Origin of the sequence: Vibrio sp. PID23_8 (assembly GCF_003584965.1) — a bacterium.
GTDB lineage: Bacteria > Pseudomonadota > Gammaproteobacteria > Enterobacterales > Vibrionaceae > Vibrio.
Genome location: NZ_LIXE01000003.1, coordinates 106,622 through 127,510 on the forward strand (window position 1 = coordinate 106,622; position 20,889 = coordinate 127,510).

Below are 20,889 nucleotides of genomic sequence, written 5' to 3' on the forward strand. Positions count from 1 at the left end.
GAGTCAGCCATCGTCGTTCCGAAAATGGAAGACGCACTATTCGAACGCTGAAAAGAAAGCAAGATGACAACGCAAACAGTAGAACAACGATTTCAAGCGTTACGACAAACGCTTAAACCAGCCGAATTTACCAGTATTGAATTTTTAGTCGCTAAAGCTCAGCAGATTGAAGCCACAGACCCTGAACTGGCACAGCGTATATTAGTGCGTGTAACTAACTTGAAAAAGCAAGTGAATAGCGGCGAGGTACAAAAGCACAAGGAGCAAGGAAGCAAGGCAAAAGTAGAGAGCAGCAAGATGAAACAAGACGGCAAAAAAGCCAAGCAAAGTAAGCTTGCGCCTTTAGCCTTGTTACTTGAGCCTGTATTTAGACGTCCTTTTATCGCTTTAGTGGTTATCCCAACCCTTATTTTTGCCTTATACCAAACTTTTTGGGCGTCTGAACGATACGTCAGTCGCGCGCAAGTGATCGTCCAACAGCCGGATGGTATGGCAACCATGGATGCCTCCATGGCAGTTTTAACTGGATTAGGCGTATCCAATACTGGCGTGGCGGATACGGAACTGGTTAAGGCGTATATCTTATCGAACGACATGGTTAAGTATCTTAACGAGAAGTTAGATATCGTTACCCATTTTAGCCAATCCAACATCGATTGGTTTAGCCGCATTGACGAAGAAGAATCATGGGAAGCCGTTTACGAGTACTACCTAACTCGGATAGACATTTACATCGACTCAAATTCCAACATCGTGCATGTAGAGACACAAGCGTTTGATCCCGAGTTTGCAAACCGCTTAACGCAAACCATCGTGGAGCGTGCGGAGTGGTACATTAACTCCATCGGCCATCAGCTTGCCAATGCCCAATTAGCGTTTATTCAAAAAGAACACACTAATATCGAGCGCAAATTACAAGATGCCCAAACCAAACTGTTAAGGTTTCAGCAACAATATAACTTGCTCGATCCAACGGCTGAAGGGGCGGCAATGCAGCAGATCACTTATGGATTGGAAGGGCAAATTTCTGCCAAAGAAGCCGAGCTGAAAAGCCTGAGTGCTATGATGAGCAGCCAAGCGCCGCAAGTGCTCTCAGTGAAAAATACCTTAACCGCACTAAAAAGCCAGTTAGATAAAGAACGAGCGAAATTATCGAACACCGAAAACCACGCAATGTCGGTCAGTGAGATTTTAACGATATACACCGATCTCAAGGTAAAAATGGAGTTAGCACTTCAAGCTTATACTTCATCACAGATTTCATTGGAAAAGTCTCGAATAGAAGCCTATCGCCAACTGAAATACCTTGTGGTTGTAGAGGCGGCCACAGAGCCGCACCAAGCCAAGTACCCAGATGTTTTTTATAACATTACGTTGTTTGGCGTTATTGCAACCATGTTATTTGTGATTGGTCGCATCGTGCTCTTGACCATTCAAGAGCTGAAATAAATATATTAAGGAATAGAAATGCCAACGTCACGCGCATGTAGCAACCCGCTTAACCGTAAAGGGATCATCCTTGCTGGTGGTTCTGGTACACGACTGTACCCAATCACCAAAGTCGTAAGCAAACAATTGATGCCCGTTTACGATAAGCCAATGATTTATTACCCAATTGCCAATTTAATGATGGCTGGGATGCACGAGATTTTGATCATCTCCACACCTCAAGAAATCCATCGTTTCCAGAACTTATTAGGCGACGGATCTCGCTGGGGTATTAAGTTTGAATACTGTGTCCAACCCTCTCCAGACGGTTTAGCACAAGCATTTATTTTAGCGGAAGATTTTCTGGCCGGTTCACCAGCGGCGCTAGTCCTTGGTGATAACCTATTTTATGGTCACGATTTACCGCAACTGCTTAATAAAGCGAACCGTCAAGAGCAGGGCGCAACGGTGTTTGGTTATCATGTTGCGAACCCAACGTCTTACGGCGTGGTGGAATTTGATGCTAACGGCCGAGTGTTATCAATAGAAGAAAAGCCACAACAACCGAAATCGAATTATGCGGTTCCGGGCATGTATTTCTTCGACAACCGTGTGGTCGAGTTCGCCAAAAATGTGAAACCATCACCACGTGGTGAGCTAGAAATCACGGATGTGATTGACCAGTACCTTAAAGCAGAAAATTTGCGCGTCGAGATCATGGGGCGCGGTACCGCATGGCTGGATACCGGAACATTGGATGACCTATTAGATGCCGCCATCTACATTCGTGCGATAGAAAAGCGCCAAGGGCTAAAAGTCAACTGCCCTGCAGAAGTGGCGTACCGTATGGGGTACATTGATGATGCGCAAATCGCTCAAATTGCACAGGACAAAATCAAATCAGGGTATGGTCAATACTTGATGGGAATCCTAGAGCAGCCATTACAAGTCAGCGCCTAAACGCAAACTTTCCACTCATTATTAAAATCATCACTCATCCGCAATGCCATCAATCATCGCGGATGAGCTTTTCATGTTGAGCAGTCAAAAATGAAATTCATCGAAACAGCGATCCCGGACGTTAAGATCATCGAACCACAAGTGTTTGGTGATGATCGTGGCTTTTTTATGGAAACGTTCCGTAGCACCTTATTTGATCAAAACTGTCATCCGCGTCATTTTGTGCAAGAGAATCACAGTAAGTCAAATCACGGTATTCTGCGCGGCCTGCATTACCAAACGGAAAATACACAAGGTAAATTGGTTCGTGTCACCAAAGGCGAAGTCTTTGATGTTGCGGTTGACATGCGAGCTGGTTCTCCAACGCTTGGTCAATGGGTTGGGGTATTGTTATCCGCAGAAAACAAACGCCAACTCTGGGTACCGGAAGGGTTTGCACACGGTTTCTACGTGACATCAGAAGAAGCCGAATTTGTCTACAAATGTACCGATTATTATAACCCAGCTGCAGAAGTGAGCATCCGTTGGGATGACCCACAATTAGCGATTGAATGGCCATTATTAGACGGCCAACAGCCGCAATTGTCAGCGAAGGACGAACAAGGGCTTAGCTTTGCCTCCGCACCTCGTTGCGTGGTTGCTCAAGAGCTTGCTGTATCATCGTGACCCTATTTATTTCAGTCATCTCGCATGATCATGATCACATTATTGAACAACTAGAAACGCTTGCACGGCTTGTTACTTACCCTCAGATAAAAGTGATTTTTCGTGATAACGTGAAATCGCAGGAATTACAGACTTATTGCGAAAGCATCGGTATTCAATATCACAGTAATGATAAGCCGTTGGGTTTTGCCGCTAACAACAATCTTAACTTCTTATTAGCCTTGGCAATGGGCCTTTCTGGTGAGGACTATTTCCTCCTGTTGAACCCTGATGTTGAGATCTCCGATCTGGCGATCAAGCACCTGCTTAGCACATTGGCACAGAGTAACCTGCCAATGATGGCGCCAAACTTGTTTCTCGATAGATCGTTTAGGCTTGCAGATGACAATCTGAGAAGATTCCCAACATTTGGCACGTTCTTGAAAAATTACCTGCTTCGTAGTCGTAGCTCGGTCATTGACAGAACATTGCCAACAGATGGGGAAACATTTTGGGCCAGTGGTGCATTTCTTGTAGTGAAAGCTCACGTCTATCAGCACTTAAATGGGTTAGATGAACGATATTTCATGTACTGTGAAGATATTGATTTTTGTTTCAGAGCATTACAAGAGGGTATCAAGGTAAGTTACTTGCCGGACATTATTGCGATCCATTATCGCCGATGCGCAAGCAGAAGGTTTGGTTCACGATTGTTTTTTCATCATGTCAAAAGCACGATTACTTATGAACTCACTCGTCGTAATTGGCTACGTTCGTGGCACAGAAAAAGCAATCTTATCACTGTGTCTGCAATTCCTATGACCTCAAGCAAAGGGGCAGAGTTAGATAGCGCCAACCTTGTAGCAGAGGCGAGCATAGTAGATAAGCAGTCATGAACTCAACATTGAATATTGCAGCCGTGGTGATTCACTATCACCCGACCGAGCAAGACTGGGAGAATACGTATTATCTCAGTCAATTTGTTCCAGTCTTGGTCGTTGATAACAGTGAGCAAGATGGTCGCCAGCCAAATGATTCCAAGGCCACTCAAGTAGAAATTAATGCGCCGAGTGATGTTTCCACATACCCCATAGTGATAATAGAAAACGGGATGAATCGCGGGGTTGCGAAAGCGCTCAACCAAGGGATTGGATACTGGCAATCCAAGAACATAGATTGGTGTTTTCTGTTCGATCAAGACAGCAAAATCTCTCCAAATTTTGTTCAAGAAATGCTGAGTCCGATTCTAGAAAGCCAGCCGCAACAAATGAACAATGTTGCGGCTTGGGTTCCCAAGTACTTTGCGACAAACCTCAATGGTTATGGCAGTGCAATTCAGGTGAGCAAATGGCGGATTAAACGTTCGTCGGTTTGTCATATAGATGGCCAAGAGGTGAAGAGCAACGGTTTATCCGTGTCTTATGCCATTACATCCGGATCGCTTATTAATATGAACGTGTTCGATGCTATCGGCATTCATGACGAGTCGCTGTTCATTGACTTTGTCGACATTGAATGGGGGTTGCGTGCCAATGCGAAAGGGTACGGGCTACGGATGAACACCGACGCAACATTAACTCACGAGCTAGGTGGTGAGCCAATAAAGTGGTTGGGTAAACGCGTTGTGAACCACTCACCTATGCGCCACTACTACTATTTTCGTAACGTTTGTCACTTATTAAAGATGCCACACATTCCAACCGTCTGGAAACTCACTGAGTTGTACAAGCTTCCTATCCGGTTTGGCTTTTATGCCCTATTGGGCACTCAGAGAAAGCAACACGTTAAAGCCATGCTGAGCGGCTTAAAAGATGGTCTGAATAACAAAACAGGTAAAAGAAATGAAAGTACTGATCACCGGTAAAGGCGGTCAACTCGCATGGGAGCTGGAGCAAACGGCGCCTGCCCATGTTGAGTTGGTCAGCTTCGATGCGCAGCAACTCGATATAACCAATCAAGCACAAGTAAATGAGATAGTGCTTGCTCATGCTCCAGATATCGTGATCAATGCTGCTGCCTATACGGCCGTGGATAAAGCCGAAACCGATCAAGAAACCGCCTTTGCGGTGAACGAGAAAGGCAGTGAGTACTTAGCGCTAATCTGCAAAGAAATAAACGCCAAGCTTATTCATGTCTCGACCGATTTTGTGTTTGATGGCACGAAAACGACACCATACCAAGTCGATGATACGCCAAATCCCATTAACGTCTACGGCGAGTCCAAACTTCAGGGTGATTTAAAAATCAGTCAAATCCTTGGGCATCAAGCCACGATCATTCGTACGGCTTGGGTTTACTCGGCACACGGTAATAACTTCGTTAAAACCATGCTTCGCCTAATGGCAGAAAAAGAGCAACTTGGCATCGTCTACGATCAAGTTGGCACGCCAACCTGGGCAAAAGGCCTAGCGCAGATGATCTGGCAACTCATTGAGAAGCAAGGGACAAGAAACAAGGCGCAAGGTGCAAGTGAAAAAAACGCAGCGTCTTTAACCCTTGAGCCTTCAAGCGAAGCGCCCTTAACTCTTAAACCTGCAGCTACGCTGCTGCACTGGACAGACGCTGGCGTGGCCTCTTGGTACGATTTCGCGGTCGCGATTCAAGAACTCGCGATAGAAAAAGGCATGCTAGATAAGGCGATTCCCATTCGCCCAATCCCTGCGAGCCATTACCCAACGCCTGCTAAGCGACCAAGCTTTAGCGTCATCGACAAAAGCACGGCAGAGAAAGCCAGCGGGGTAGAAACCAAGCACTGGCGAGCGCAGCTATCCGCCATGCTGGATGAACTAAAACTGCAGGTTCAAGGCTAAAGTGAAAAGGGTGTCGCTTCGCTCCTTCAAGGGAAACGAAACAAATAAGCCAAGTTATTGTTGAAATACAATATCAAGCGCTTATTTCTTGCACCTTGCTCAACTTTCAACTTTCAACTTTCACTTTCAACGTTAATTGCAAAAAATGAAAACAAGAAACTTATTGGTAACAGGCGGCGCTGGTTTTATTGGCGCTAACTATGTGCTTTATTGGCTAGAAAATAATCCACAAGATAAAGTGGTGGTATTGGATGCGCTGACGTATGCAGGTAACCGCGCGAATCTTGCATCGGTAGAACAACATCCGAACTTTATTTTTACCCATGGTGACATTTGCGACACTAATCTAGTAGAGAAACTGCTCAAAGAACATCAGCTGGACACTATTGTACACTTTGCAGCAGAATCTCATGTAGACCGTTCAATCACGGGCCCAGATGCGTTTATCGAAACCAACATCTTGGGAACGTACAGCCTACTAAAAGCGGCAAAAAAAGTCTGGATTGATGAACCAAAAGCGGAAGGAAAATCACCTTTAGCTCACCGTTTCCATCACGTTTCGACGGATGAGGTGTACGGCACTCTCGCTCCAAACGATCCGGCGTTTACTGAGCAAACGGCTTATGCGCCAAACTCGCCATACTCGGCATCAAAGGCAGCATCAGACCATCTAGTACGTGCTTACCATCATACCTATGGATTAGAGGTGACAACCTCAAACTGCTCAAACAACTACGGGCCTTACCACTTCCCAGAGAAGTTGATCCCACTGATCATCACCAACATTTTGCACAACAAACCGCTGCCAATTTATGGCGATGGTCAGCAAATCCGTGACTGGTTATACGTAGAAGATCACGCTCGCGGCATTGAGCTGGTGTTAAACAAAGGCCAAGTCGGCGAGAACTACAACATCGGCGGCCACAATGAATGGGCGAACATCGATATTGTAAAAGTCGTGTGTAAGCTGATGAACGAATACTTCAGTAACGAAGGTACTTCCCTTGAATCTTGCACCTTGAACCTTGCTCCTGCAATGCTTAAAGAGAAATTCCCTGAGGCCACTTTAGCTGCTGAAAGTAGAAGTGAAGAGCTGATCACTTACGTCACCGACCGTGCCGGCCACGACCGCCGCTACGCGATTGATGCCACTAAAACCAACAGCGAGCTGGGATACAAACCAGCGGAGTCGTTTGAAACGGGAATTAAGAAAACCGTTGAGTGGTATCTAAATCACCAGGACTGGTGGCAACCTTTGAGCAAATAACGCGAAGTTAAACTATTAATAGAATACATCAATTTTATAGGCTAGAAATGGCACACTTTAATATTCAAAAGAAGTTCAAAAAACTTACTTCAGAAGAACAAGTTAAAACTAACGCTGAATTAAGTAATGAAGAAAAAAGCATAGAAACTATCTATCACTCCGGACTATTCTCTACTGAGTGGTATTTTGAGTCCAATCCAGATATTGCTGAAGCTCAAGTTAATCCATTAGAGCACTATTTTTTTAATGGAGAAAAAGAAGGCAGAACACCCTCTTACCTCTTTGACCCAACATGGTATCTTGATTGCAACCCGGATGTTAAATCATCAGGAATGGCCCCATTAGAACATTACATACTCTACGGGGAAAAAGAAGGCCGTAAACCGTCCATTTACTTTGATCCTGAGTTTTATAGAATTAAATACAACCTTGATGAGGCCACATCCCCACTAAAACACTTTTACGATAATGTACAGACCGGTCAATTCGACCCTGTCCCAGAATTTAACTCTGAGTATTACCTCACTATCAACATTGATATCAAAGATGCAGGGTTGGATGCATTTAAGCACTTTATCTTGCAAGGTTATCTAGAAGGACGTAACCCAAATCCCGAGTTCAATGTTGGCTGGTACGCACAGGAATACCTAGAAAATGATCTATCTAAACATGCTTTTTATCATTTCCTATCAGAAGGTAAGTCTCAAGGGCTAAAAACCAGTCCTCAAACATTCGCGTCAAATGGCCAAGAAAACACATCTATACCAAGTAACACATCAGTAGCGATCAATTACATAGATTATGAAGCGCAATATCACAAAGCAGGAGCTCAATTTGAAGAGTTTGCCTTTGGAGCAAGAACCCATGATCCTGATGTAAAGCTCATCGCTTATTACCTGCCACAATTTCATCCATTTACGGAAAATAACGAATGGTGGGGCACTGGATTCACCGAGTGGACTAACGTAACACGAGCAAGGCCAAGATTTAATGGTCATGTCCAGCCACATCTGCCAAGAGACCTAGGCTTCTATGACTTACGTCTCAAAGAAACTTTGGTTAAGCAAGCTGAAATGGCACGTGCAGCCGGACTTGAAGGTTTCTGCTTCTACCATTATTGGTTTAATGGAAAACGTCTTATGGATGGTCCAGTAAATCTGTTATTGGAAAATGGAGATATAGAGTTACCGTTCTGTTTGATGTGGACCAATGAAAACTGGTCGCGACGTTGGGATGGGTTGGATCAGGATATCTTAATTGCCCAAGACTATCGTGATGAAGATGACGAGGCATTTATCGCGGATATAGTAAGGCACTTTGAAGATCCTCGTTATATTCGAATCGATGGTAAACCATTGTTCTTTATCTACCGTCCTGGCATTGTCCCGGAAGCTAAAGCCAAGTTTGAGAAGTGGCGCGAACTACTCAAAACTAACCATGATACAGAAGTTATCTTCTACATGGCACAGGCATTTGATGACAATGACCCGAGACCATACGGTTTGGATGGCGCAATCGAGTTTCCACCCCATAAAGTTGCGGCGGGCCTGCCATCTGTAGCTCAGGAGCTGGGGCTGTTTGACCCGAACTTTACCGGGCATTATCCAAGTTATGACGCAATGGCTGAGAATAGTCTATCAGACGTAGAATTCGAATATGATGTCATCAAGGCCGTGACTCCTATGTGGGACAACGAAGCCCGCAAACCTAACCGTGGTATGGGCTTTGTTGGAGCTACCCCACAAAAGTACCAGCGCTGGTTGAGTTCAGTGATAGATTATGCCCGTCGTAATCCGGTTCAAGGTGGGCATAAATTTGTCGCTATCAACGCCTGGAACGAATGGGCGGAAGGTGCGTACCTCGAGCCCGATCAGTACTATGGTTCTGCGTACCTTAATGCGACCTATCGTGCAGCTTATGGAATTGAAACGCTTGAAGGTAAATATCCGGTTGTTTTAGTGGGCCATGATGCCTATAAACATGGCGCACAGTTACTGACTCTCAATATTTTCAAGACGCTTCGTCAGCAATTCGGCGTAGATGCCCGTCTGATAATTCTGGGTGAAGGACCTTTGGTTGAAGAGTACGAGAAAATTGGACCAACTTATGTGTGTCACAATGACTTGGAAAAATTCAGAGAGTACTCTGCACAATTGCAGCAAGAGATAGGCGTAAAACGTGCAATATGCAACACCACTGTATCTGGAAAAACAGCAACCATTCTGCACGAACAAGGCTATGAATTTGTATCCTTGGTGCACGAACTGGAGAACCTTATTCGTGAATATAGCCTCGAAGGTGCCGTAAATGATATTTCAGCTTATGCGAAGCAGGTTATTTTCGCGGCAAAAGCAGTAAAAGACTCGTTCGTGAAAGTGGCGGAGAGTGCTGATGATAGTAAGTTGATTATTCACCCTCAGGGAATCTATCAGGCGGTTAGCTATCAAGAAGAAGCGTACCTAAGCATTCGTGAAGAGTTGGGAATACCGGATAGTGCCAAACTAGTCGTTAACGTTGGCTATGCAGACTTACGTAAAGGCTTTGACATCTTTGTTAACACAGCAAAGGTGCTAGTAGAGCGCGATCCTTCGTTCCACTTCCTGTGGATTGGTGATATAGAAGGTTCGTTGAAGCATTGGTTAAAGTCCGACTTGGAAAGCGAATTGCTTAAAGGCAACTTCCATAATATCCCTTTCACCAATGAGATTTCACGTTACCTGTCAGCTTCTGATGTCTTCGCCATGACATCCCGGGAAGATCCATTCCCTTCAGTTGTCATGGAAGCTCTGGCTATTGGTACGCCTGTTGTTGGTTTCATCGGTGGCGGTGGTTTTACTGAATTGCTGGAAGAGCCTGTCAATGGTGCCGCGGTTCCAATGGCTGATATTCAGTCAATGGCGAACGAAATTACAGCTCAAGTTGTCGAGGACAACGAAGAGAAGCGTTCACTGCGTAGAAAGGCGGCAGCCGAACGTTTCAGCTGGGATGATTATGTATTTTCATTACTTCAATACCTAGATCCCAATTTGGAAAAAGTGACAGTATCCATACCGAACTACAATTATGAAAAACATATCGGCGAACGACTCCGTTCTGTTTTTGCTCAGCACTACCCAGTGTTTGAAGTTGTGGTCTTGGATGACCGCTCGCCAGACAACAGTATTGAAGTCATCAATGCTACGGCAGAAGCGTATCAACGTCAGATCAAGTTGATTGTGAATGAGGAAAACTCAGGCTCAGTCTTCAAACAGTGGAAGAAAGGTGCTGATTTAGCTCGTGGTGACTACTTGTGGATAGCTGAGGCTGATGATTCTGCGGCGCCAGAGTTTTTGTCAACCATACTCAGTGGTGATACTGAGTTCGACTTGGCATATACCGATTCCAAGCAAATCGACGAAAATAATGTTCATCTCGCAGATAACTACCGCTATTATTATGATGCTGATATGCAAGCTTGCTTGGATAAACCGGGAGTTTATGAAGGCAGTGATATTATTGAGTCTTGTCTCGCGATAAAAAACCAGTTTATGAATGTAAGTTCGGTGGTATTTAACAGACAAGCCTTAGTAAGTTGTTTTGATGAGAATATTCATGAACTGCTTGAATTTAAAGTTGCAGGTGACTGGTTTGTTTATGTGAAATTATTGTCAAAAAAAACTGCTCGTTGCAAGTTGATACCAGATTCGCTAAATACACATCGGCGTCACTCAAGAAGTGTTACGCATCAGAACTTAAAAATACAAATCAATGAAATTGAAAACATTCAAGTCATAGCCAATCAGCGTATTGTTACCAAGTCCATCATAGAACAACAACATACATACTTGAATAACTTAAAAAACAAATTAAAAATAGGTTAAGATCATGAATAAAGTCGGAATCGTTGGTATTGATTTAAAACAATTGCCAAGTTTAAGTGGCAAACAAGCTTTAGATGCAAGTGGTAATAATTTTGGCAATATGTTGTTCACTAACGCTGCCTATCAACAACTTGCAGGAGCTCGCCATATCGGGTTTAACTGGGAGCCTAGGAAAGTAAAAGATGAATACTCATCAATTTTTATTCCAGCAGCTAATTGGATTAACAAAAATCAAGATTGGGGGTGGTTGGCTGAACTCATTGAAAAAACAGACCTACCTTGTGTTGTTGTGGGTTTGGGCTCACAAGTTGATAATATTTCTGATGTAAAATCAATACCAGAAGGTACTAAAAAACTGCTCGCGGTAATTTCAGAAAGAAGTTCCGGAGTCGGAGTTAGGGGGGACTTTACTGCCGAAGTAATTAATCATTGTGGAATAAAAAATGTTGAGGTTTTGGGCTGTCCTTCTATTTTCACTTTTGGATGCGCGCCAAAATTAAGAGATATTACACCAGGTGAAATGACGCGTATTGGTGTCGGTCCAACACGCTATGTATTGAATGCTACCAATGACAGTAATCGCTTTGACAAACAAAGACAGCTGTATCAGTTTGCGATTCGAGAAGCGTCTTCAATTTATTACCAGTCAGAACAGTATGAAATTAAAGAGCTATCAAGAGAACAACAAAATGAAACTCAACATCAATTAGCGCAAAGCTACTATGGTATCAATAATAGACAGACACTTAGAAATGCACTACTTGAAAAAGGTAAATATCATACAAGTCTATCAAGTTGGCTTGCAGATGTAAAAAAAGATGACCTTTATATCGGTACACGCATTCATGGTGCAATTGCTGCGACATTGGCCGGAACTCCTCCAATACTAATTACACATGACAACCGAACTAAAGAATTGGCAGAAACAATGGCCGTGCCTAATATTGGAATTGAAGAATTTAATGTTGCTAGGTTATATGATGTAGAAAGTTTGATAAATGAAATGGATTTCAAAAAATACCTAAGAAGAACTGAAATGAATTTCAAAAAATTAAAACAGTTTTATTCTGCAAATAGTTTGAAAACGAAATTTTGAAGAGTTTGTTTACTATGTTTTTTAATCGAAGCTTGATGGGATCTTTTAGAAAGGAAGACTCGAAAAATAAGACGATTTACTTGCATATTGGTGCACCCAAGACTGGTACTTCTGCTATTCAATATCATTTGGAAAATGAATCTAAATACCTTTTAAAACATGGCTTTGAGTACCCAGACTTTGGTAAGGGAGGAGGCATTATTCCATCGGGGAATGCAACATGAATAAAAGGGGTCAGAGTCAATTAACGGCTTAGTTCATAGTTTGATTCTAAATGTTTATCAAGGATGATTTTATTGCTTTTGGCCCTCAAAGTGTTGTCTGTTTTCTAACATGCTGATGTAGTTTCTTAGATAGTGGTCGGAATTCACTCTGACCCTATTTGATTATGTAATCACATCGAAAGCTACTATCGTTATGACTACATTTGCAAGATCCATTCGAAGAAGAGCTTACATGCTGGTGGGATTAATAACTGGCGCGGTTTTTTATTCGACCGACTTTTAGGTAGTAAAGAACAAGTTAATAGCATTATTGAGCGTTTTGTGGAATAAAAGGGGTCAGAGTGAATTAACGGCTTAGCTTGGCTCTAAGAGATAAATGGGGTCAGAGTCAATTAACGGCTTAGTTCATAGTTTGATTCTAAATGTTTATCAAGGATGATTTTATTGCTTTTAGCCCTCAAAGCGTTGTCTGTTTTCTAACATGCTGATGTTGTTTCTTAGATAGTGGTCGGAATTCACTCTGACCCTATTTGAGAGGTATTGATGCCAAGAAAGCCAAGATTTGCGCCCGTTGGGGTTGCACAACATGTTATTCAACGTGGTAACAACCGACAAGTTTGCTTTTGCAATGATGAAGATATGCTGGCGTATCTTGAGTGGCTAAAACAATACGCTGATAAATTTGATGTTCATATTCATGCTTGGGTATTAATGACCAACCATGTTCATTTGCTGTGTACACCTTATAGTGAACACGGCGTATCTAAGATGATGCAATCTATAGGGCGCTCCTATGTTTATTACTTTAATAAACGTTATGGTCGTTCAGGAACTCTTTGGGAAGGGCGCTTTAAGTCGGCATTGGTAGATTCCGATAATTATCTGTTTTCACTTTATCGCTATATTGAGATGAATCCGGTAGCGGCTAACATGGTCTCTCATCCGGCTGAATATCAATGGTCTAGCTACCATTCGAATGCCTTAGGTCGAGCTTCTCAGCTTATTAAGCCACATTGCGATTATCTTGCTCTAGGGGGAGATGCCCATAGTAGGCTAAGCGCATATACAGCAATGTTTGCATCTTCTTTACCGAACTCAGTTAACCAAATCATCAAAGTTGCAACAGACTCTAGCTTAGCGATAGGCAGTGAAAAGTTTGTCGCACAAATTGAATCGTTATCCGGACAAGCCTTTCGCCCTCGAAGGCAAGGAAGACCAACTAAACGCGTGTATCAATACGCTAATAATAAAATAAATTAGAAATTATTATGATTAAAAAATGCTTATTCCCGGCAGCTGGCTACGGCACCCGTTTTTTGCCTGCCACTAAATCCATGCCAAAAGAGATGATGCCCGTCGTCAACAAACCGTTAATTGAATACGGCGTAGAAGAGGCGATTCAGGCGGGCATGGATGGCATGTGTATTGTTACTGGTCGTGGCAAGCACACGCTGATGGATCACTTCGATAAAAACTACGAATTGGAACATCAGATCAATGGCACAGATAAAGAGGCGCTGTTAACGGACATACGTCGCTTAATTGATTCAGCCCATTATACCTACATTCGCCAACGTGAAATGAAAGGTTTAGGTCACGCCATTTTAACAGGGCGTGAGTTGGTGGGGGATGAGCCGTTTGCAGTGGTACTGGCGGACGATCTGTGTGTCAATGAGGGTGACGGTGTGCTGGCACAAATGGTGGCGCTGTATAAACAGTTCCGATGCTCGATTGTCGCCGTACAAGAAGTGCCAGAGTCAGAAACGCATAAATACGGCGTGATCTCGGGTGAGATGATCAAAGAGGATTTGTACCGCGTGGATAACATGGTTGAAAAACCAGAAGCAGGTACGGCGCCTAGCAACTTAGCCATTATTGGTCGTTACATCTTAACGCCAGACATTTTTGAATTGATCGAACAAACCGAGCCGGGCAAAGGCGGAGAAATCCAAATTACCGATGCATTATTGAAGCAAGCTCACAACGGTTGCGTATTAGCGTATAAATTCAAAGGAAAACGTTTTGATTGCGGCAGTGTAGAGGGTTATATAGACGCCACCAATTACTGTTTTGAAAATCTCTACAAAAAATGAACAAGCTGAAATCGTTATTGCCGACCTCTGTGATTAATGCACTCAAACGGCAGGACTGGGCGATTCGGGCTTATCAACGTTGGGGCTTGAAACAAGCCCCAATTCATGGTTTGCACCATTACGAGTTGATTTGCGCTCAGCAATCGAATTTATTGGTGGGTTTGCCGTCAGTTGATTCAACGACTGCATTTTCCATTGTGGTGCCCGTTTATAAACCCGATCTTGCTTTGCTGCGCGAGATGGTGCAATCGGTGCAAGCGCAAACTTACCATCACTGGCAGTTGATTTTGGTCGATGATGGCAGTGCATCTGAACCACTGACCGAGCTGCTCAACCAGTTAAAATCAAACAAGATCCAAGTGGTGGTTCGGCATCAAAACGGCCACATCTCAGCGGCGTCTAACTCCGGCTTGCAACAGGCCTCTGGTGATTTTGTTGTTCTGCTGGATCAAGATGACTTGCTTCACCCAGAGGCGTTAAAATGCATGGCGCATTATGTTTCGATGCACCCTAATGCTAATGTGCTTTACAGCGATGAAGACAAAATCGATGCACAGGGTAATCGCAGTGAGCCGCACTTTAAGCCGCGCTTTAACCGTGATTTGCTTTATTCGCATAACTACGTATCACACCTTGGTGTGTATCGCCGCAGTTTGTTAGAACAGATTGGCGGTTTTCGTGAGGGGTTAGAGGGCAGTCAAGATTACGACTTGCTATTGCGCTGTGTCACGCACTCTGAACCTGAGCACATTGTGCATGTGCCGTATGTGCTTTACCATTGGCGAGCGATTGCTGGCTCAACGGCGTTGGCTGAGAGCGAAAAAAGCTACGCACAACACGCTGGTCTCGCGGCGTTGAGGGATCATCTTGCCGATACTGGCGCGACAGTCAGTGAAGGCAAATTGGCCAATACCTACAAAATCACGTGGCCAGTGCCAGAGCCAATGCCGTTGGTGTCGATCATCATCCCGACCAAAAATGGTACTGAGTTGGTGAAACAATGCATCGACTCTTTATATCGTTTGACGACGTATCCTCACTTTGAGGTGCTGTTGGTCGATAACGGCTCGGATGATGCAAACGCGTTGGCCTATTTTGCTCAGTTAGCTGAGCAAGGTAAGGTGCGTCTGCTTAATTACCCACACCCGTTTAATTATTCCGCCATTAATAACTTTGCTGTGACGCAAGCGAAGGGAGAGCATTTGGTGTTGATGAATAACGACATCGAAATCCTTTCTCCTAACTGGTTAAGAGAAATGGTGGGGCATTTAGCAAGGCCAAATGTTGGCTGCGTGGGGGCTAAGCTTTATTACCCTAATGGCACCTTACAACATGCTGGAGTGATCACTGGTTTGGGTGGCGTGGCTGGTCACTCTCATAAGCATTTCCCAGGAGAGCATCCGGGTTACTTTAAACGCTTACAACTGACGCAAGATCTTTCTGCCGTCACAGCGGCGTGTTTAGGTGTGCGCAAAGCGGTGTTTGAACAGGTCGGTGGCTTAAACGAGCGCGATCTAACCGTGGCGTTTAATGATGTTGATTTTTGCTTAAAGGTCGATCAGGCTGGTTACCGGAACATCTGGTCACCCTACATCGAAATGGTGCATCACGAGTCCATTAGCCGAGGCCATGAAGACACGCCAGCCAAGCAAGCGCGTTTTGCCAAAGAAATAGAATACATGAAGCAGACTTGGGGGGATCGCTTACTTGATGATCCGCATTACAGCCAATGGTTAACCCTAGACCGAGAAGATTTTAGTTACCGAGTATGATCCGTCAATTTTTAAAAAAACAATCAGAGCAGCCCTCTTGTAACCCAGTTGAAGTTGCGCAGCCGAGTATTAAGTCGTTATTCTTTGTCCACATTCCTAAAACGGCGGGTACTAGTTACCGCAAGGCGCTAGAGGCGATGCAGCCAATGGAAAAGGATTACGGCGCAACAGCGTGTGAAACGTCACCTCTAGTGCGCGCGCACATGCATGAGGAGGTGAATCCTTATGCGCTGAAACAAGTGATGATGGCAAGCCCTTTCGCGTTAACCGGCCATGTTCATATTCAAAAATACGCTGATTTTTTTGATGTACGTAACATCGTCACTTTCGTCCGAGAGCCGATTGGACAAATAGTGTCTCACTACAATCATTTTGTGACTCATAATGGATTTAGCGGTGATTTTGCTAAATTCTACCGTTCGGCGCAGTTTCGCAACGTGCAGGCGAGGTATCTCAATGGGTTTCCTATTACGTTGCTCGGTTTTACCGGCCTCACTGAACACTATAATGATTCGCTAGCGCTGATTAACCATGGTTTAGAACTTGAGTTGGCCCCGCTCAAGCAAAATATTGCGGCGAAAACACATCAAAAGAAAGAGGGGTTGCCCCAAGCGGTTTCTGATGAGTTAGTCAAACTTAACCAACAAGATATCCGTTTGTATCAACAAGCCCTCGAGTTGCACCATCAGCGCATGGCACTGTTTGAGCAAGGTAAGCCCTGGGCCCATTTGTATGCGCATGTTAATCCAAATGATGTGTTGCATGGTTGCGCTTATTTTGCCTCAGGTGACGAGCCTGTGACGGTCGTGGTTAAAATAAACGGTGAAGAGCAGGCGATGCTAACCGCACAAGAGTATTGTGGTATGTTTCCTAAGTTTATTTTTCCGCGCCAGCGCTATATTGGGTTCAGTTTGCCATTGGCTAAATGGCGCGAGGCTGGGATCCGCGAGTTAGAATTGATGGTGAGTGCGACAGGGCAAACGTACCGTGTAGACTTACCTGAGCAGTTTTAATTCAATATTTAACGTAGTAAATAACCATGATTACCCTATCTCACTTAACCAAGTATTACCCGTCAGATTTGGGTAAGCAATACATCTTTCAAGATCTCAGTTTTACTTTTCCTGCAGGGCATAACATCGCCCTGTTAGGCTCCAATGGTGCAGGTAAATCCACGTTATTTCGTATCCTCGCAGGGAGTGAATACCCAAATAAAGGAAAGGTAATTTCTGATAACGCCATTTCTTGGCCGGTCGCATTGGCAACAGGGATCCACCCACAAATGACGGGGCGAGAGAACACTCGCTTTATTGGCCGTGTGAATGGTGTGGCGGATCTGGATGCGTTTGAGGAAAAAGTAAAAGCCTTCGCTGAGCTCGGCGTGAAATACGATTTACCGGTAAAAACGTATTCTAGCGGTATGCGGGCTCGGTTAACGTTTGGTTGCTGTATCTCGATTGATTTTGATGTCTATCTGATTGATGAGGCCACCTCGGTCGGTGATGCTAAGTTTCGCCAAAAGGCCAAGCGAGCGCTGTTAGATAAAAGCCGAGATGCCAGCTTGATCATGGTCAGCCATGATATGAAAGAGATCCGCGAGTTTTGTGACAGTGCGGTGATTTTGCATCAAGGTGAGTTAACCTTCTACGAGGATTTGGATCAAGCGATAACGGTCTACAACGGCTTAGGGAAATAGAATTTAGGACCTAGGACCTAGGACCTAGGTACTTCCATATCGAGAAATCCATCATGGATCAGTTTTCTGCATTTTTTGTTATCGTTTTATTTATTTTAACCATCGTTGGTTTAGTGCGTTATCAGGCGCAACCGGAACGGGTTTTTGGTGTGCTACTGCTTACCTTGTATTGCACCAACATGGTCACCACTGAGCAAGTGATTAACAGCTTCGCGAATAAAGGCTTGTTAACGTTAGTTTTGCTTATGGTCTGCTCCATCGCTTTGGAGAAGACTACGTTATTGCGCCAAGTAGCGGCGTTTGTGGTTAAACCCAATTATGCGCAAACTTGGTTCCGCCTTTACAGCGTGACAGTGTTTTCTTCGGCGCTGCTGAATAATACCGCTGTGGTCTCTACCATGCTGGCCCCAATTAGAAATAATCCGCACCATGCGGCGAGTAAGTTGCTGTTACCACTCTCTTATGCGGCAATTTTGGGAGGGACGCTCACGCTGATCGGCACCTCTACCAACCTTATCGTAAACAGCATGGTGCTAGATGTTGGTTTAGCGCCTCTTAGATTTTTTGATTTTACGTTAGTGGGCAGTGTGTTGGTATTGGGCTGTGGCGTGTTGTTGTTCGGGTTGTCTCGGTTTTTACCAAACCATGCCAATGTAAAAACAGTCGCTGCCGATTACTTTACGGATGCGAAAGTTTTGGCCTCTTCCTCCTTGATTGGACGTACCATCGAAGAGAACGGTCTTCGTAATCTGGAATCCTTGTTTTTGGTCGAGATCTTGCGTGATGGCCGGTTGATCTCTCCTGTCTCGCCTAAAGAAGTCATCGAAGAAAATGATCGGTTATTGTTTAGTGGCGACATTAAAAAAGTGACCTTACTCAACCAGTTTGACGGGTTAAGTTTGTTTGCTGATGAGAATGGATTACCGCTTCAAAATTTAACCGAAGTGGTGGTTCGCCCAGAGAGTTTATTGGCGGGAAAAACGCTGAAAGATGTCGGGTTCCGAGCCTTGTTTGATGCGGCGGTGGTTGCCATAAAGCGTGACGGCAAAGCACTCTCGGGTAAGTTGGGGGATATTCGACTAAACCCTGGTGATTATCTTATGCTGGCGGTCGGTAAAGACTTTCACTCACGACACAACTTGAGCAAAAACTTTTACTTTATTAGTGGGGTAGAGACAGAGCACCTGCTAACGGGGCCTAAAGCGCATTTGGCCACTTTTGGTTTTTTTACCGCGATCGCGTTAGCGGCATTAGAACTCGTGCCGCTTTTTCAAGGCATGCTGCTGTTGCTAGGTATGCTACTACTAAGCCAATGTTTGTCTGCCAATGAGATGATTGCGAGGTTACCTCGGCAAATTTGGCTGATCATCGCTTCGGCACTGTTGCTCTCCCAAGCACTGTCTAATACGCAAGCATTAGCGATGTTCAGCGGGTTTATCTCACAACATCAGCACGCGCTTAGCCCATTTTGGGGCTTGGTATTGGTTTATGTGTTCACTTGGCTTATTACCGAGCTGGTGACGAACAATGCGGCAGCGGCGCTCATGTTCCCGATTGCGTATGGGATGGCAATTAGCCTAGACAGTAATTTGCACAGTTTTATCTTGGCGGTCGCGTTTGGTGCGAGTGCCAGTTTTATTAGTCCTTATGGCTATCAGACCAATTTGATGGTGTACAGTGCCGGGCACTACACCTTGTCCGATTTTATCAAGGTCGGGCTTCCGATGAGTTTGCTTTACGGCAGCATTGTTATCTCTGCCATTGTCTATTTTTATGGGGTTTAAAGAGAAGGCAAAAAGGTTAAAGGCACAAGTAGCAAGGCTAAAGTGGCGCTTTGCGCCAAAGTCAGAAAGGTACAAGTGGTGCATTCGCACCAAAGTGACAAGTAAACGCGAAGAAAAAGTGAAAGAATGGGAGAAGCAGTCAAAATTAACGTTGACTGGTTGGAGGGCTAGATAAAGAATCCACTTTCCACTTTCCACTTTCCACTTTCCACTTTCCACTTTCCACTTTCCACTTTCCACTTTCCACTTGACATAACCAGTTCGTACAACGAATTTAGTTTACATCTTTTAGTATTGGAACAATTTGAATGAGAATATCTCCAGAACGTATGACACATTTGAAACAGCTTGAAGCTGAGTCTATCCATATCATGCGTGAAGTCGTCGCTGAGTTTGATAACCCAGTGATGCTGTACTCGGTGGGTAAAGATTCTTCAGTGATGTTGCACTTGGCGAAAAAGGCCTTTGCACCAGGTGTTCCTCCGTTTCCTTTGATGCATGTGGACACGACATGGAAGTTCAAAGAGATGATCGAGTTTCGTGACTACATGGCAAACAAGTTAGGTATGAAGCTGATTGTTCACCAAAACCCTGAAGGGTTAGCGATGGATATCAACCCATTTGTGCATGGTAGTTCAATGCACACCGATATCATGAAAACGCAAGGGCTTAAGCAGGCGTTGGATAAGTACGGTTTTGATGCGGCATTTGGTGGCGCACGCCGTGATGAAGAAAAATCGCGAGCAAAAGAGCGTGTTTACTCTTTCCGAGATGAGCATCACCGCTGGGACCCAAAAAACCAACGTCCTGAGTTGTGGAACATTTACAACGGTAAAGTACACAAAGGTGAAAGTATTCGCGTGTTCCCACTCTCTAACTGGACGGAACTGGACATCTGGCAATACATTTACCTAGAGAACATCGAAATCCCAGGTTTGTACCTGTCGAAACTTCGCCCTGTGGTTGAACGTGATGGTATGTTGATCATGGTGGATGACGAGCGTATGGAATTGAAAGAAGGCGAAGTCGCAGAAGAGAAAATGGTTCGCTTCCGTACTCTGGGTTGCTACCCACTGACTGGTGCGGTGGAATCAGAAGCCACGACGCTACCTGAAATCATCCAAGAGATGTTGCTAACCACCACGTCTGAGCGCCAAGGCCGAGCGATTGACCACGACAGTTCTGGCTCAATGGAAAAGAAAAAACGCGAAGGTTATTTTTAGGCGAAGCCTAAGAAAAAAGTACGCCTTCGGC

General features: G+C 44.4%; 17 protein-coding genes. All 17 read left to right on the plus strand.

Going from position 1 to position 20,889, the window contains the following annotated elements; genetic code table 11:
- The first annotated feature begins 63 nt into the window (after positions 1–63).
- Positions 64–1,449 (plus strand): lipopolysaccharide biosynthesis protein, encoded by a 1,386-nt coding sequence (locus AK966_RS07000; protein ID WP_119463796.1) that lies wholly within the window; start codon positions 64–66, stop codon positions 1,447–1,449.
- Between the two features lie 18 nt (positions 1,450–1,467).
- Complete coding sequence (gene rfbA, locus AK966_RS07005; protein ID WP_119463797.1) at positions 1,468–2,388, plus strand: glucose-1-phosphate thymidylyltransferase RfbA; 921 nt, start codon at positions 1,468–1,470, stop codon at positions 2,386–2,388.
- Between the two features lie 90 nt (positions 2,389–2,478).
- Entirely contained in the window at positions 2,479–3,054 is a 576-nt protein-coding gene (gene rfbC / locus AK966_RS07010; RefSeq protein ID WP_119463798.1) for a dTDP-4-dehydrorhamnose 3,5-epimerase, read from the plus strand.
- A complete protein-coding gene (locus AK966_RS07015) occupies positions 3,051–3,929 on the plus strand; it encodes a glycosyltransferase (RefSeq protein WP_182852614.1) in 879 nt (292 codons plus the stop codon). The genes rfbC and AK966_RS07015 overlap by 4 nt, the downstream gene beginning before the upstream one ends.
- Positions 3,926–4,897 carry a glycosyltransferase family 2 protein gene (locus AK966_RS07020; protein ID WP_119463800.1) on the plus strand — a complete coding sequence of 324 codons (972 nt, stop codon included), beginning with the start codon at positions 3,926–3,928 and terminating at the stop codon, positions 4,895–4,897. Before AK966_RS07015 ends, AK966_RS07020 begins: the two co-directional genes overlap by 4 nt.
- Positions 4,875–5,843 carry a dTDP-4-dehydrorhamnose reductase gene (gene rfbD / locus AK966_RS07025; RefSeq protein ID WP_119463801.1) on the plus strand — a complete coding sequence of 323 codons (969 nt, stop codon included), beginning with the start codon at positions 4,875–4,877 and terminating at the stop codon, positions 5,841–5,843. The genes AK966_RS07020 and rfbD overlap by 23 nt, the downstream gene beginning before the upstream one ends.
- 145 nt (positions 5,844–5,988) lie before the next feature.
- Positions 5,989–7,110, plus strand: a complete 1,122-nt coding sequence (rfbB, locus tag AK966_RS07030; protein ID WP_119463802.1) for a dTDP-glucose 4,6-dehydratase — start codon at positions 5,989–5,991, stop codon at positions 7,108–7,110.
- A 47-nt stretch (positions 7,111–7,157) separates the two neighbouring features.
- Entirely contained in the window at positions 7,158–10,970 is a 3,813-nt protein-coding gene (locus AK966_RS07035) for a glycoside hydrolase family 99-like domain-containing protein (protein ID WP_119463803.1), read from the plus strand.
- Between the two features lie 4 nt (positions 10,971–10,974).
- The gene (locus tag AK966_RS07040; RefSeq protein WP_119463804.1) at positions 10,975–12,066 is read left to right on the plus strand and encodes a polysaccharide pyruvyl transferase family protein; all 1,092 of its coding nucleotides are present in this window, start codon (positions 10,975–10,977) and stop codon (positions 12,064–12,066) included.
- 398 nt (positions 12,067–12,464) lie between these two features.
- On the plus strand, positions 12,465–12,620 hold the full coding sequence (locus AK966_RS20425; protein ID WP_119463979.1) for a rhamnan synthesis F family protein: 156 nt from the start codon (positions 12,465–12,467) through the stop codon (positions 12,618–12,620).
- A gap of 213 nt (positions 12,621–12,833) precedes the next feature.
- On the plus strand, positions 12,834–13,550 hold the full coding sequence (locus AK966_RS20110; RefSeq protein ID WP_119463806.1) for a transposase: 717 nt from the start codon (positions 12,834–12,836) through the stop codon (positions 13,548–13,550).
- 8 nt (positions 13,551–13,558) lie between these two features.
- Positions 13,559–14,383 (plus strand): UTP--glucose-1-phosphate uridylyltransferase GalU, encoded by an 825-nt coding sequence (gene galU / locus AK966_RS07060; RefSeq protein WP_119463807.1) that lies wholly within the window; start codon positions 13,559–13,561, stop codon positions 14,381–14,383.
- Positions 14,380–16,155, plus strand: a complete 1,776-nt coding sequence (locus AK966_RS07065; protein WP_119463808.1) for a glycosyltransferase — start codon at positions 14,380–14,382, stop codon at positions 16,153–16,155. The genes galU and AK966_RS07065 overlap by 4 nt, the downstream gene beginning before the upstream one ends.
- Complete coding sequence (locus AK966_RS07070; protein WP_119463809.1) at positions 16,152–17,168, plus strand: sulfotransferase family 2 domain-containing protein; 1,017 nt, start codon at positions 16,152–16,154, stop codon at positions 17,166–17,168. Before AK966_RS07065 ends, AK966_RS07070 begins: the two co-directional genes overlap by 4 nt.
- 26 nt (positions 17,169–17,194) lie before the next feature.
- A complete protein-coding gene (locus AK966_RS07075) occupies positions 17,195–17,851 on the plus strand; it encodes an ABC transporter ATP-binding protein (RefSeq protein WP_119463810.1) in 657 nt (218 codons plus the stop codon).
- 53 nt (positions 17,852–17,904) lie between these two features.
- Positions 17,905–19,635, plus strand: a complete 1,731-nt coding sequence (locus AK966_RS07080) for an SLC13 family permease (RefSeq protein ID WP_119463811.1) — start codon at positions 17,905–17,907, stop codon at positions 19,633–19,635.
- A gap of 308 nt (positions 19,636–19,943) precedes the next feature.
- Entirely contained in the window at positions 19,944–20,858 is a 915-nt protein-coding gene (gene cysD / locus AK966_RS07085) for a sulfate adenylyltransferase subunit CysD (RefSeq protein WP_119463812.1), read from the plus strand.
- Positions 20,859–20,889 lie beyond the last annotated feature (31 nt).